The sequence below is a fragment of the Streptomyces sp. enrichment culture genome, assembly GCF_964273145.1.
Taxonomy (GTDB): domain Bacteria; phylum Actinomycetota; class Actinomycetes; order Streptomycetales; family Streptomycetaceae; genus Streptomyces.
This window is the reverse complement of sequence record NZ_OZ186873.1, coordinates 3,099,396-3,112,755: the sequence shown is the minus strand read 5'-3', so window position 1 is coordinate 3,112,755 and position 13,360 is coordinate 3,099,396. Positions and strand designations below refer to the sequence as shown.

Annotated in this window: 11 protein-coding genes and 3 tRNA genes; 6 read left to right on the top strand and 8 right to left on the bottom strand. The window is 73.0% G+C overall.

The genetic code is table 11. The features are described from left to right. The first annotated feature begins 357 nt into the window (after positions 1-357). The 3 genes from ACSU6Z_RS14025 (at position 358) to ACSU6Z_RS14015 (ending at position 5,043) form a co-directional block, all read left to right on the top strand. The gene (locus ACSU6Z_RS14025) at positions 358-2,241 is read left to right on the top strand and encodes a hypothetical protein (RefSeq protein WP_437045739.1); all 1,884 of its coding nucleotides are present in this window, start codon (positions 358-360) and stop codon (positions 2,239-2,241) included. 282 nt (positions 2,242-2,523) lie between these two features. Then, positions 2,524-4,032, top strand: coding sequence for a N,N-dimethylformamidase beta subunit family domain-containing protein (locus ACSU6Z_RS14020; RefSeq protein ID WP_437045737.1), 1,509 nt, complete (start codon positions 2,524-2,526; stop codon positions 4,030-4,032). A 111-nt stretch (positions 4,033-4,143) separates the two neighbouring features. Beyond that, on the top strand, positions 4,144-5,043 hold the full coding sequence (locus tag ACSU6Z_RS14015) for a phosphoribosylaminoimidazolesuccinocarboxamide synthase (protein WP_437045736.1): 900 nt from the start codon (positions 4,144-4,146) through the stop codon (positions 5,041-5,043). 120 nt (positions 5,044-5,163) lie between these two features. On the opposite strand, the gene ACSU6Z_RS14010 is transcribed toward ACSU6Z_RS14015, so the two are convergent. The 8 genes from ACSU6Z_RS14010 to ACSU6Z_RS13975 all read right to left on the bottom strand — a co-directional run bounded on the left by ACSU6Z_RS14010 (position 5,164) and on the right by ACSU6Z_RS13975 (position 9,718). Beyond that, positions 5,164-5,239, bottom strand: a tRNA-Gly gene (locus tag ACSU6Z_RS14010). Positions 5,240-5,262: 23 nt separating this feature from the next. Continuing rightward, positions 5,263-5,883: a response regulator gene (locus ACSU6Z_RS14005; protein ID WP_437045734.1), complete on the bottom strand. Its 621-nt coding sequence runs from the start codon at positions 5,881-5,883 to the stop codon at positions 5,263-5,265. Beyond that, entirely contained in the window at positions 5,880-7,133 is a 1,254-nt protein-coding gene (locus tag ACSU6Z_RS14000; protein ID WP_437050301.1) for a sensor histidine kinase, read from the bottom strand. The genes ACSU6Z_RS14005 and ACSU6Z_RS14000 overlap by 4 nt, the downstream gene beginning before the upstream one ends. A gap of 17 nt (positions 7,134-7,150) precedes the next feature. Beyond that, complete coding sequence (locus ACSU6Z_RS13995; RefSeq protein ID WP_437050300.1) at positions 7,151-7,894, bottom strand: ABC transporter permease; 744 nt, start codon at positions 7,892-7,894, stop codon at positions 7,151-7,153. A 29-nt stretch (positions 7,895-7,923) separates the two neighbouring features. Further along, positions 7,924-8,880 carry an ABC transporter ATP-binding protein gene (locus tag ACSU6Z_RS13990; protein WP_437045733.1) on the bottom strand — a complete coding sequence of 319 codons (957 nt, stop codon included), beginning with the start codon at positions 8,878-8,880 and terminating at the stop codon, positions 7,924-7,926. A gap of 162 nt (positions 8,881-9,042) precedes the next feature. Then, positions 9,043-9,115 (bottom strand) — tRNA-Gly (locus tag ACSU6Z_RS13985). 77 nt (positions 9,116-9,192) lie between these two features. Beyond that, positions 9,193-9,267: transfer RNA gene (locus ACSU6Z_RS13980), tRNA-Gly, on the bottom strand. A 133-nt stretch (positions 9,268-9,400) separates the two neighbouring features. Then, entirely contained in the window at positions 9,401-9,718 is a 318-nt protein-coding gene (locus tag ACSU6Z_RS13975; RefSeq protein WP_437045732.1) for a histone-like nucleoid-structuring protein Lsr2, read from the bottom strand. Between the two features lie 341 nt (positions 9,719-10,059). Between ACSU6Z_RS13975 and purS the strand changes: the two genes are divergently transcribed. From purS to purL, 3 genes are read left to right on the top strand one after another with little or no spacing between them, the layout of a single operon-like run. Next, entirely contained in the window at positions 10,060-10,332 is a 273-nt protein-coding gene (gene purS / locus ACSU6Z_RS13970; RefSeq protein ID WP_437045730.1) for a phosphoribosylformylglycinamidine synthase subunit PurS, read from the top strand. Further along, complete coding sequence (purQ, locus tag ACSU6Z_RS13965) at positions 10,329-11,009, top strand: phosphoribosylformylglycinamidine synthase subunit PurQ (RefSeq protein WP_437045728.1); 681 nt, start codon at positions 10,329-10,331, stop codon at positions 11,007-11,009. Before purS ends, purQ begins: the two co-directional genes overlap by 4 nt. Next, the gene (gene purL, locus ACSU6Z_RS13960) at positions 11,006-13,264 is read left to right on the top strand and encodes a phosphoribosylformylglycinamidine synthase subunit PurL (protein ID WP_437045726.1); all 2,259 of its coding nucleotides are present in this window, start codon (positions 11,006-11,008) and stop codon (positions 13,262-13,264) included. Before purQ ends, purL begins: the two co-directional genes overlap by 4 nt. The last annotated feature ends 96 nt before the right edge of the window (positions 13,265-13,360 follow it).

Genomic DNA, 13,360 nt, shown 5'->3' with positions numbered 1-13,360 from the left:
CCGCCATCTCCCAGGGCACCAAGCCGCCAGGCCACCGGCTCCCAGGCCCTCAGGCCCCGGGCACCTCGACCGACACCGGACCCGACAGGCCCCGGTTCTCAAGCCTTCGGGCTCGGGAGCCGGGGCCTGATCCTTGCTGTCCGTCACCCACCTCTCCCCAGAGCCATTCCATCGAGTGACCGATGCCCCATCCGGCTGACGGATACCGAGCCCCCAACTAGGGTGCCGCGCAAGCGTTCCGGCACTTGGCCCACCGGCATTGCGATGTCGGTGGCGGGTGCCACAGTGGGGGAGTGAGCACCACCAGGACAGCGTCGCGACAGGCACGACGGGCAGGGAGGGGGTGAGGAGCCGGCCATGAGCGGTACGGGCGTGGAGGAACAGGGCGCGCGGGCCGCGCGCTCCCGGGCGCTGGCCGTGCTGCGCGTCCGCAGCCGGGCCGTGGCCGTCGCCCTGCTGCCCGCTGCCGCCGCAGTGATCCTGCTCGCCGGCGGCGCGACGGGGCATCTCGTGGGCGGCGGCTGGGACGCCGCCCGCTGGACCGTGACCGCGACCGCCGCCGTCGTCCTCCTCGCCGCGGCCGGTATCGCCCTGCTCGTCGCCCGCGCCCGCCCCGCCGTCAGCCCGACGGTCCCGATCGCCGAGGAGTCGGCCCCGGACCTGTACCGGATGGTGCGCGACCTCGCCGACCGGCTCGACGTGCCCGCCCCGTCCGCGGTGGCCCTCACCCCGGACTGCGACAGCTGGCTGGAGGACCGCACCCACCCGGCCCACGGGCCCCCGTCCCCGCAGGGGTACGACGACACGGCGGGACCGGCCGGACGCTCCCGCCACCGGACCGCCGCCGCTCCCGTCCTCGTCATCGGCTCCCCCTTCCTGTGGTGGATGCGCGTCGGCGAACTGCGCGCGGTGCTCGCCCCGGTCGTCGCCGGCACGGGACCGTCGGCGCACCCCGACATAGCCGCGGCCCGGCGCTTCGTGCGCGGCCTGGACGCGGCGGTGGCGATCGCCTCCACGCGCAGCCGCCTCCCGCTGTCCCGCGCGGTGTACGCGGGCATCGGCTGGATATCCCGCCTGCTGCTGCGCGGCTGCCGCGGCCACGCCGCCGAGATGGAACGCGCGGTCGCGGCGGCCGCGGCCGAGCGGGCACAGGCCGTGGACTACGGGCTGCGGATCGTCGCCCAGGAGCAGGTGGGCCTGGCGTACGCGGGCTGGGACCGGCTGCTGACGAAGGTCGCGCTGCCCGCCTGGCGGATGGGCCGCTGGCCCTCCCGGCTGGACGCCGGGGTCGTCGCGGCGCTCACCGAACTGTCCCGCCGCGATCGCCTGGCCGAGGGCTTCGCCTCCCGTCTGGGCGAGCGTCCCGCCTGCGACCTGCTGGAGGAGCCCGGCGCGGTGGACGAGGCGGTCTCCCTCCTCGCCGCGCGCCTCTTCCACGGCGGCCCCGCCGAACCCGGGCCGGACTGGTCGCCGGTGGAGTGGCAGGCGTATACGGAGGAGGTCGTGGACCGCGCCTGGCGCACGGACGCCGCCCGCCTCCACCGCGTCCTGGACGCCCTCGGCGTCCGCCGCGCCGCCGCCACGCCCCCGGCCGACGGTCCCACCCTGGCCCGCGTCCTCGACCACCTGACGGATCCGGCGGACCCCCCTGACGAGGCGGCCCCGGCACCCGGGGCCGCCCCCCGGCCCCGGGCCGGGCGGAAGGGCCGGGCCGGCCCGGAGGACGGGACCGAGCCGAGCAGCCGGACCGGCCCGGACGGAACCGAGCCGGAGGACGCGACCGAGCCGGAGGACGGGACCGGCCAGGACGGGGAACTCTCCGGGACCACCGCCCGCAGCGCCGCCCTCGCCGCCCGGCTCAGTGCCGAAGTGGCCCGCGAGGAGGCGGAGGCCCGGCCCCCCGCACCACCCGGCCGGCCCCCCGCCGACGCGTCCGGTCCCGACACCGCCCTCTGGGACGACCGCCCGCTGCCCCTCTTCCCGCTCCAGCCCCCGCGCGCGGCCCGTGACCTCCTCACCGACCACATCACGGCGATGGTCTGCTGCGCGGCGATGGACACCGCCGGCGCCGTTCCGGGGCTCGACTGGCTCGACGGCCCGGTCCTCCGCATCGGCGGCGAACGCGCGTCCGATCTCGCCCCCCGTGTCCTGACCCTGGTCGAGACCGGGGACCCGGCCCCCCTGCGGGCCTGGCTCACCGACCTCGGCATACGCCCGGAGAAGCCGGTGCGACTGGTCTGATCCCGACCTCCCCTGCCGGATCCGGCAGCCCCGGCCGGATCCGGCGGCCCCACCAATCGGAGTCGTCAATTCCACTTTCGGCCGGTTCACAACAAATAGTGACAGCACACGTGCGAAATGTGATGTGCTGGGGAGCGGTGGCCGCCGCGGCAAAGACACCCGACATACGACAGCGAAACCCGCCCGGCGACCGGACCGCGTCACCACCGCGCAGCCTGCGCCGCCCACCACAGACCGCGCCGCACACCGCACGAAACGGGGCAAGAGGGAGGGGAACGACCCATGGGGTCGCAGCACGTACGCCGCTGGGAGTCGGGAGCACTCGCGCATGCCGTGACGGACCCCTTCGGGCAGGGCCCGGTCCCCTGGCTGCGCGGCGGCGAGACGTACTTCAGCGACACGGGCCAGGTCGTTCCCTGGTACGTGGACCCGGACCCCGCCCCCGCCCCGGAGGGCCGCGCCCGGAGGGTTCCCGCCCAGCGCCCCGCGCACCGCCCCACCGGCGGCCCCCGCGCGGCCGACGACGTCCACCAGCAGATCAAGGGGTTCGCCTCCACCGGCGCGGTCGCCCCCGGCGAGGCCGTCGACTTCCACGTCACCGTCGACCCGCCCCAGGAGTTCGGCGTCGACGTCTACCGCATCGGCCACTACGGCGGCGACGGCGCCGCGAAGATCACCACCAGCCCGCGCCTGTCCGGGATCGTGCAGCCGGCACCGCTCACCGCCGACCGCACGGTCTCCTGCCACCACTGGTGGCTGTCCTGGCGGCTGCAGATCCCGTCGTACTGGAACGACGGCGCGTACGTCGCCGTCCTCACCACGGCCGACGGCCACCGCTCCCACGTCCCCTTCACGGTCCGCGGCGCCCACCCCGCCGACCTGCTGCTCGTCCTGCCGGACGTCACCTGGCAGGCGTACAACCTGTACCCGGAGGACGGCCGGACCGGCGCGAGCTTCTACCACGCCTGGGACGAGGAGGGCCGCCTGCTGGGCGAGGCGGACGCCGCGACGACCGTCTCCTTCGACCGCCCGTACGCGGGCGCGGGCCTGCCCCTGCACGTCGGCCACGCCTACGACTTCATCCGCTTCGCCGAGCGCTACGGCTACGACCTCGCCTACGCCGACGCCCGCGACCTGCACGCCGGCCGGATCGACCCCACCCACTACCGGGGCCTGGTCTTCCCCGGCCACGACGAGTACTGGTCCGTGCCCATGCGTCGCACCGTGGAGCTCGCCCGGGAGCGCGGCACCTCGCTCGTCTTCCTCTCCGCCAACACCATGTACTGGCAGGTGGAGCTGTCCCCGTCCCCGTCCGGCGTCCCCGACCGCCTGCTGACCTGCCGCAAACGCAAAGGCCCGGGACGCCCGGCGCTGTGGCGGGAGATCGACCGGGCGGAGCAGCAGCTGCTGGGCATCCAGTACGCGGGCCGCGTCCCCGAGCCGCACCCGCTGGTCGTCCGCAACGCCGGGCACTGGCTGTGGGAGGGCACGGGCGCGCACGAGGGCGACGGGATCGAGGGGCTCGTGGCGGGCGAGGCCGACCGCTACTTCCCGCGCACCCCGCTGCCGGACCACGACGAGCGGATCCTGCTCGCCCACTCCCCGTACACCGACGTCGACGGCATCCGCCGGCACCAGGAGACGTCCCTGTACCGTGCCCCGTCCGGTGCCTGGGTGTTCGCGTCCGGGACCTTCGCCTGGTCCCCGGCCCTGGACCGTCCCGACCACGTCGACCTGCGAATCCAGCGCGCCACCGCGAACCTCCTGGACCGCATCTGCAAACGGGACTGACCCGTTCCTCCCGGCCCGCCGCCCCCACCCGCCTCCGGACGGACCCCCTGGGCCCGGTCGCCCCCGCGTACGGGAGAATCGACCCATTGGACAGAACCACGGGGAGGAACCGTGTCCGGATTCGTCGAAAAGCCCGAGCCGATCCAGGTTCCGGGTCTGGTGCATCTGCACACCGGCAAGGTGCGCGACCTGTACCGGAACGAGGCGGGCGACCTCGTCATGGTCGCCAGCGACCGCATCTCCGCCTACGACTGGGTGCTGCCGACCGAGATCCCCGACAAGGGCCGCATCCTCACCCAGCTCTCCTTGTGGTGGTTCGACCAGCTCGCCGACCTGGTCCCCGGCCACGTCCTGAGCACCGACCTGCCCGAGGGCGCCCCCGCCGACTGGGCCGGCCGCACCCTGGTCTGCAAGTCCCTGCGGATGGTCCCGGTCGAGTGCGTGGCCCGCGGCTACCTCACCGGCTCGGGGCTGGCCGAGTACGCCGAGTCCCGCACGGTCTGCGGCCTCGCCCTGCCCGAGGGCCTGGTCGACGGCTCCGAGCTGCCCGCCCCGATCTTCACCCCGGCCACCAAGGCCGCGGTCGGCGAGCACGACGAGAACGTCTCGTACGAGGAGGTCGCCCGCCAGGTCGGCGCGGACACCGCCGCCCAGCTGCGCCAGGCGACCCTCGCCGTGTACTCCCGCGCCCGCGACATCGCCCGCGACCGGGGGATCATCCTCGCGGACACGAAGTTCGAGTTCGGCTTCGAGGACGAGCGCCTGGTCCTGGCCGACGAGGTCCTCACCCCGGACTCCTCCCGTTTCTGGCCGGCCGACCAGTGGCAGCCGGGCCGCCCGCAGGCGTCGTACGACAAGCAGTTCGTCCGTGACTGGCTGACCTCCGCCGAGTCCGGCTGGGACCGCAGGGGCGAGCAGCCCCCGCCGCCGCTCCCGCAGCGGGTGGTGGACGCGACCCGCGCCAAGTACGTCGAGGCGTACGAGCGTCTGACGGGCCTGAGCTGGTCCTGACGGCCCGTCGGTCACGGGGACCGGGGGCCGCACCGCGGCGGCCCCCGGAACAGGGGACCCCGGAACGGAACGGGTCAGGAACGGGACAAGCCCCCCGGCCGGAACCGGGGGGCTTGTCACTGGAGCGGACGACGAGGCTCGAACTCGCGACCTCAACCTTGGCAAGGTTGCGCTCTACCAACTGAGCTACGTCCGCGTTGCGCCGTGGCGCGAGAGCAACTATACCCAACCTCGCTCGCGTGCGAGACGCACCGCGGCATGACGGTTCTCCACGCCCAGTTTCATGACGGCCGACGACAGGTAGTTGCGCACGGTCCCCTGCGACAGCGCGGCCCGCTCGGCGATCTCCGCGACGGGCGCCCCGTCCGCGGCGAGCTCCAGCACCTCCGCCTCCCGCGCGGTCAGCGGCGAGTCCCCGGCGGAGATCGCGTCGGCGGCCAACTCCGGGTCGACGTAGCGGTTTCCGGCGTGGACCGTGCGGATGATCTCGGCGAGCCGCTGGGCGCTGACCGTCTTCGGAACGAAGCCGCGCACGCCTGCCGCGAGCGCCCGCTTCAGGTGCCCGGGACGGCCGTGACCGGTGACGACGAGCACCCGGCAGCCGGGCAGCTCGGCCCGCAGGGATGTGGCGACCTTCACACCGTCGGCACCGGGCATCTGGAGATCGAGGACGGCCACGTCGGGCACGTGCGCCCGCGCCATGGCCAGGGCCTCGGGTCCGGACGCCGCCTCGGCGACGACCAGCAGGTCGTCCTCCAGGGACAGCAGGGCGGCCAGCGCGCCGCGGATCAGGTGCTCGTCGTCGGCCAGCAGCAGCCGGACGGGCCGGGAGGACGTCATGCGGTGACCTCGCTCACAGGGCGGGGGACGGAGGGGGAACCGGCGGCCGACGGCAGCGGTATCTCGGCGGTCAGGCGGAAGCGGCCCCGCCCGTCGGGCCCGGCCCGCAGCGTGCCGTCGATCCCGGCCAGCCGCTCCCGCAGCCCGGCCAGCCCCGACCCGGTCCCGGTGCCGGCGGCCGCCCCGGACACCCCGTCGTTCTCCACGGACAGCACCACGCGCCCCTCCCTCGCCCCCAGTTCCACCGTGCAGCGCCGGGCGTCCCCGTGCCGCAGCACGTTCGTCACCGCCTCCCGCACGACCCAGCCGAGCGCCGACTGCACCGGTGCCGGCAGCCCGGCGGCCGAGCCGGTGACCGCGCAGTCGATCCCCGCCGCCGCCAACACGCCCTGTGCTCCGGCGAGTTCCGCGCCGAGGTCGGCCTGGCGGTAGCCGCGTACGACTTCCCGGACCTCCCGCTGCGCCTCCCGGGCCAGCCGCTGCGCCTCGATCATCTGCTCCACGGCCTCGGGCCGCCCCCGCTGGGCGAGTTGCACGGCCAGTTCGCTCTTGAGCGCGATCACGGCGAGGTTGCGCCCCATCACGTCGTGCAGGTCCCGCCCGAACCGCAGCCGCTCCTCGGCGACGGCGAGCCGGGCCCGGGTCTCGCGGGCCTCGTCGAGCTCGTAGACGGCGTCGAGCATCCAGACGGAGAAGGAGGCGGTGAGGGCGAAGACGCCGGTGGCGAGCAGCACGGTGACCCCGGTGATCAGCGCGGGCAGTCCGGGCAACCCGGCCGGCAGGCCGGCCACCCCGGCTCCGAGGGAGGCGCCGAACACCGAGGCGATCACCCGGCGGCGGCTGCGCAGACCGAGGGTGACGTTGCCGGCGCCGACCATGAGCACGCCGATGAAGAAGAACCTGGCGGTGGCGTCCCCGCTCCCGTCGCCCGGCACCCGCATGAGCAGGGCGAGCGCGCCGACGGCGAGCACGGTGGTGACCAGCCCGTATGCCGCCACCAGCCGCACGGGCTGGTCCCTGCGCCCCCGGGTCCAGTCCAGGGACCGCGCCGCCGTCACGACGCCGAGCGCGGCGTGTCCGCACAGCGCGGCCAGCAGTGCCGCGGCGATCGGGAACGGCAGATGGGTGAAGGACACCGGTCCGAGCCAGCCGGCCTCGACCAGCGCGAAGGAGTACAGCGACCACCGCGTGTACGTCTCCACCTTCGCCGGGGTGGTCTTGCCCCGCCACCACGCAGTCGGCATCCGCATCCGCTCGTCCCCGTCCGTCACCGCCGCGGCTCCCACCGGAACCACCGCCGTACAGCAAACACCGCCACGGCGATCCAGGCCAGGGCCGCCCCCAGGGCGCCGAGTGCCTCCGCCGCGGACAGGTCCCCGGTCCAGCCTCCGCGGACGAGGGTGATCACGGGGGTCAGCGGCAGCGCGCGGCACACCGACGCGAGCCGGTCGGGCAGGACCTCCAGCGGGACGGTCACCCCGGAGCCCAGCATCGAGAGCAGCAGCAGCGGCATCGGGGTGACCTGGGCGCTCTCGGCGGTCCGGGTGAAGCCGGCGGTGACGGCGGCGAGCGCCGCGCACAGCACCAGGCCGAGCAGGACGCCGGCCACGGCCAGGTGGGGCGCGGGCGGCGCGGGCACGTCCAGCAGGACCGTGCAGCCCACCGCCAGCAGCAGGCTCTGGACGAGCCCGGTGGCGCCGGCCGGCAGCGCGGAACCGGCGAGGATCTCGGCGTCGCGCAACTCCCCGGTGCGCAACCGCTTGAGGACGAGTTCCTCGCGCCGGACGACGAGGACGCCGACGAGCGCCCCGTGGACGGCGAACAGCAGGGAGAAGCCGATCGCGGAGGGCAGGACGACCGTGCCGACGGTCAGCCCGACCCGGCCGAGGTCCATGTCCTGCACCGCCGAGTACAGGCTCAGCGGCAGCACCGCCGGCACGAACAGCACGGCGAACAGCGAGCCCCTGCTGCGTCCCAGGAGCGTCAGTTCCGCCCGCGCCAGCGCCGTCATGCGGCGTGCGGGGGTGGTGGCCGTGCCGTTCACGCCGCGCACTCCTCCGCCTCGGTGCCCGACGCCTCCCGAGCGATGTCCAGGAACGCCTCCTCCAGCGACGCCGACCGCACGTCCAGCCCGCGCAGCTCCACCCCGGCCCCCTCGGCCCACACCAGCAGCCGGGTGGCGGTCCGCTGCAGTTCGCGCGTGCGCAGCCGGACGGTCCGTCCCCGCACCTCGTGTCCGCACACGCCGAGTTCGCCGAGCGGCGGCAGGTCCCCCACGAACCAGCCCCCGGGCAGTTCGAAGGAGATCCGGGACGGCCGGGCCGCGGTCACCTCGGCCGGGGTGCCGGACGCGGCGATGCGCCCGGCGTGCAGGATGGCGAGCCGGTCGGCGAGGTTCTCGGCCTCTTCCAGGTAGTGCGTGGTCAGCAGCACCGTCGTGCCGCCGTCGCGCAGCGCGCGCACCAACTCCCAAGTGTCGCGGCGCCCTTCGGCGTCCAGCCCGGTGGTCGGCTCGTCCAGGAACAGCACCTCGGGCCCGCCGAGCAGCGCGAGCGCCAGATCCAGCCGCCGCCGTTCACCGCCGGACAGCTGCTTGACCCGGATGCCGGCCTTCTTCTCCAGCCCGGTCAGCGCCAGCACCTCGTCCGCCGGGCGGGCGCCGCTGACGCAGCCCGCCCACATCCGCGCGGTCTCGGCGACGGTCAGCTCGGAGGGGAAACCGCCCTCCTGGAGCATCACGCCGGTGCGGGGGCGTACGGCAGCCCGGCCGGTGTACGGGTCGTGCCCGAGGACGCGCACGGTGCCGCCGGCCGGCCGGGCCAGCCCCTCCAGCAGTTCCACCGTCGACGTCTTGCCGGCGCCGTTGGTGCCCAGCAGGGCGAAGATCTCCGCGCGCCGTACGGAGAAGCTCACTCCGCGCACCGCCTCGAACCCGCCCCCGTACACACGCCGCAGGTCGGTGACCTCGATCACGTGTTCGCGTTCGTCTGTGTCCATGCCGACAGCGTCCCGTCGCCGCGCGCCCGGCGGCAGTGCGCGCTGTCATCTCCCGGCATGACAAATGTCAGACCGCGGTGCACGCGAAAGGGAAAGCCGTCCGTGGGGATCCGCGGGGACACGAAAAGACCCCGGTCCTGAAGGACCGGGGTCTCATTCCCGAGCGGACGACGAGGCTCGAACTCGCGACCTCAACCTTGGCAAGGTTGCGCTCTACCAACTGAGCTACGTCCGCATTGCCTCCGACCGGCTTTCACCGATCGGCGCGAGCACCAGCCTACCTGATCCACAGGAGTGGTCGTGACCGGTGCGTGGAGCGGGTGACAGGGATCGCACACTGCGCCTTCCCCCTGGAAGGGGGATGTTCTACTACTGAACTACACCCGCGTGGTCCGTGAGGTGGGCCTTCCGGCTCGCCCCTCGGCGTGTTCCAGACTTTAGCTGATCACCAGGGGTGTCGCGCAAGTCGGCTGCGGCGAGGGGCGGATGACCGGTCGTCGGCCGGTGCGGCCGGAGCGGCTCACCGGGCCGCGGCGAACGCCTCGTAGACCTTCTTGGGGATGCGGCCCCGCGCGGGCACGTCCATCCTGTTCGACTGGGCCCAGGCGCGGACGGCCGCCGGGTCGGGGGCGACCTCCGTCTGCCGGTAGGCCCGGCCGGAGGCGGACCGCTTGCGGCCGGCCGCCACGTACGGCTCCAGGGTCTCGCGGAGTTTCCTGGCGTTGGCTTCGTTCAGGTCGATCTCGTACGTCCTGCCGTCGAGTCCGAAGGCGATCGTCTCCGCCGCTTCCGAGCCGTCGATGTCGTCAAAGAGAGTGACCACGACACGCTGCGCCACGAATATCGGTCCCTTCGCGCGGCATCTGTCGCGATGACGTGCCAGGACGTCGCGAAGATGCCGACTGTTCGCCTGTTATTGGGCAAAGTATCGGTTATTGGCTTTTCATTTGTACAGGGCTCGGCATTGCAATGTGAAGTCCCACCGAAACGGAACACACGGATGGTGCGCAATGGACGCCGCGGCGTGGTCCGGAATCTTTTCCGTATCTTTTCGCTCGGGGTTGTCCCCGACATCGAATCGTGACCGGGGTCACGTAGTTTCCTCCAACTCTACCCGCGTAGAAATTTTGTGCGGGTAGTCTGAAGGAACCTGCTCAGCACCACACACCGGGAGTGCCAGTGGCACGCGTCGTAGTCGACGTCATGCTCAAGCCGGAGATCCTCGACCCCCAGGGCCAGGCGGTGCAGCGCGCACTGCCGCGGCTGGGTTTCGAAGGGATCTCGGACGTCCGCCAGGGAAAGCGTTTCGAACTGGAAGTTGACGGGCCGGTCGACGAGGCCGCCCTCGCCCGCATCCACGATCTTGCGGAATCCTTCCTCGCCAACACCGTGATCGAGGACTTCACCGTCCGGGTCGAGGAAGCGGCGGAAGTCGCGGGGGCCGCGAAGTGACCGCTCGTATCGGCGTCGTCACTTTCCCGGGCAGCCTCGACGACCGGGACACGCAGCGCGCGATCCGCGTCGCGGGGGCCGAGCCCGTGGCCCTGTGGCACAAGGACAAGGACCTCAAGCAGGTCGACGCGGTCGTGCTGTGCGGCGGCTTCTCCTACGGCGACTACCTGCGCGCCGGCGCCATCGCCCGCTTCTCGCCGGTGATGGAGCCCCTGATCGCCCAGGCCAAGGAGGGCCTGCCGGTCCTCGGCATCTGCAACGGCTTCCAGATCCTCACCGAGGCCCACCTGCTGCCCGGCGCGATGCTCGGCAACGACCACCTGCACTTCATCTGCCGCGACCAGAAGCTGCGGGTGGAGAACGCGGGCACCGCCTGGACCACCGACTACACGGCCGGCCAGGAGATCCACATCCCGCTGAAGAACATGGACGGCCGCTACGTCGCCGACCGGCGCACGCTGGACGAGTTGGAGGCCGAGGGACGGGTCGCCTTCCGGTACGTGGACGTCAACCCCAACGGCTCGCTCAACGACATCGCCGGCATCACCAACGCCGCCGGCAACGTCGTCGGCCTGATGCCGCACCCCGAGCACGCCGTGGAGCCGCTGATCGGTACCGGGCGTACCGACGGCCTCCCGTTCTTCACCTCGATCCTCAAGAAGCTGGTCAACGCATGAGCCGGACGCCTCTGGACACGGTCGAGCACGCGGCCGCGACCCCCGACGTCGAGCTGCCCTGGGCCGAACTCGGCCTGAAGAAGGACGAGTACGAGCGAGTCGTCGAGATCCTCGGCCGCCGCCCCACCGGCGCCGAACTCGCCATGTACTCCGTGATGTGGTCCGAGCACTGCTCGTACAAGTCCTCCAAGGTCCACCTCCGCCAGTTCGGCGAGAAGGCCCCCGAGTCCGACGCCCTGCTCGTCGGCATCGGCGAGAACGCCGGTGTGGTCGACGTCGGCCAGGGCTACGCGGTCACCTTCAAGGTCGAGTCGCACAACCACCCCTCCTACGTCGAGCCCTACCAGGGCGCGGCCACGGGTGTCGGCGGCATCGTCCGCGACATCATCGCCATGGGCGCGCGGCCGGTCGCGGTCGTCGATCCGCTGCGGTTCGGCGCCGCCGACCACCCGGACACCAAGCGCGTCCTGCCGGGCGTCGTCGCGGGCATCGGCGGCTACGGCAACTGCCTGGGCCTGCCCAACATCGGCGGCGAGGTCGTCTTCGACGCCTGCTACCAGGGCAACCCGCTGGTCAACGCCGGTGCCATCGGCGTCATGCGGCACGAGGACATCCACCTCGCCAAGGCGTCCGGCGCGGGCAACAAGGTCATCCTCTACGGCGCCCGCACCGGCGGCGACGGCATCGGCGGCGCCTCGATCCTCGCCTCCGAGACCTTCGACGACGCCAAGCCCTCCAAGCGCCCCGCCGTCCAGGTCGGCGACCCCTTCCAGGAGAAGCTCCTCATCGAGTGCACCCTGGAGGCGTTCGCCGAGAAGCTGGTCGTCGGCATCCAGGACCTGGGCGCGGCGGGCCTGTCCTGCGCCACGAGCGAGCTGGCCTCCAACGGCTCCGGCGGCATGCGCGTCATCCTGGACGACGTCCCCCTGCGCGACTCGACGCTGTCTCCCGAGGAGATCCTCATGAGCGAGTCGCAGGAGCGCATGTGCGCGGTCGTCGAGCCCGACAAGGTCGACCGCTTCCTCGAGATCTGCGACAAGTGGGACGTCATCGCCACCGTCATCGGCGAGGTCACCGACGGCGACCGGCTGGAGATCTTCTGGCACGGCGAGAAGATCGTCGACGTGGACCCGCGCACGGTCGCGCACGAGGGCCCGGTCTACGAGCGCCCCTACGCCCGCCCCGCCTGGCAGGACGCCCTCCAGGCCGACGACGCGAACAAGCTGCCCCGCCCGGCGACGTCCGAGGAGCTGAAGGACCAGGTCCTGAAGCTGGTCGCGTCCCCGAACCAGGCATCCAAGAAGTGGATCACCCAGCAGTACGACCACTTCGTACAGGGCAACACCGTCCTCGCCCAGCCCGAGGACTCCGGCATGATCCGCATCGACGAGGAGACCGGCCTCGGCGTCGCGATCGCCACGGACGGCAACGGCCGCTACGCCAAGCTCGACCCGTACACCGGCGCGCAGCTCGCCCTGGCGGAGGCGTACCGCAACGTGGCGACGACCGGCGCCAAGCCCCTCGCCGTCTCCGACTGCCTGAACTTCGGCTCCCCCGAGGACCCGGCGGTCATGTGGCAGTTCGCCGAGGCCGTGCGCGGCCTGGCGGACGGCTGCCGGCAGCTCGGCACCCCGGTGACCGGCGGCAACGTCTCGCTGTACAACCAGACGGGCGAGGCCGCCATCCACCCGACGCCGGTCGTCGCCGTCCTCGGCGTGATCGACGACGTGGCCCGCCGCACGCCGGTCGCCTTCCGGGAGGAGGGCCAGATGATCTACCTCCTGGGCGACACCCGCGAGGAGTTCGGCGGCTCGGCCTGGTCCCAGGTGATCCACGACCACCTCGGCGGCCTGCCGCCCGAGGTCGACCTGGAGCGCGAGCGGCTGCTCGCCGAGATCCTCATCGCCGCCTCCCGCGACGGCATGATCGACTCCGCGCACGACCTGTCCGACGGCGGTCTGATCCAGGCCGTGGTCGAGTCGGCGCTGCTCGGGGAGAAGGGCGCCCGCCTGATCGTCCCGGACGGCCTGGACGCGTTCACCTTCCTGTTCTCCGAGTCGGCGGGCCGCGCGATCGTCGCGGTGCCGCGTTCGGAGGAGGTCCGCTTCACCGACATGTGCGGCGCGCGGGGCCTGCCGGCCACCCGCATCGGCGTCGTCGACGGCGACACGGTGGAGGTGCAGGGCGAGTTCACGCTCACCCTGGACGAGCTGCGGAACGCCCACGAGGCGACGATCCCGGCGCTGCTGGCCTGATCACCCGCGCCGCTCCGCACGAGGCCCCCGCCCCGGCCCGCCGGGGCGGGGGCCTCGGCGTGCCCCCACCCCTTTGCTTGCACGTTATTACGTAAT

Coding starts and splice junctions, on each gene's coding strand:
- ACSU6Z_RS14025 (WP_437045739.1), top strand. CDS start 358: ATGAGCGGTACGGGCGTGGAGGAACAGGGCGCGCGGGCCGCGCGCTCC.
- ACSU6Z_RS14020 (WP_437045737.1), top strand. CDS start 2,524: ATGGGGTCGCAGCACGTACGCCGCTGGGAGTCGGGAGCACTCGCGCAT.
- ACSU6Z_RS14005 (WP_437045734.1), bottom strand. CDS start 5,883: ATGACGTCCTCCCGGCCCGTCCGGCTGCTGCTGGCCGACGACGAGCAC.
- ACSU6Z_RS14000 (WP_437050301.1), bottom strand. CDS start 7,133: ATGCGGATGCCGACTGCGTGGTGGCGGGGCAAGACCACCCCGGCGAAG.
- ACSU6Z_RS13995 (WP_437050300.1), bottom strand. CDS start 7,894: ATGACGGCGCTGGCGCGGGCGGAACTGACGCTCCTGGGACGCAGCAGG.
- ACSU6Z_RS13990 (WP_437045733.1), bottom strand. CDS start 8,880: ATGGACACAGACGAACGCGAACACGTGATCGAGGTCACCGACCTGCGG.
- purL (WP_437045726.1), top strand. CDS start 11,006: ATGAGCCGGACGCCTCTGGACACGGTCGAGCACGCGGCCGCGACCCCC.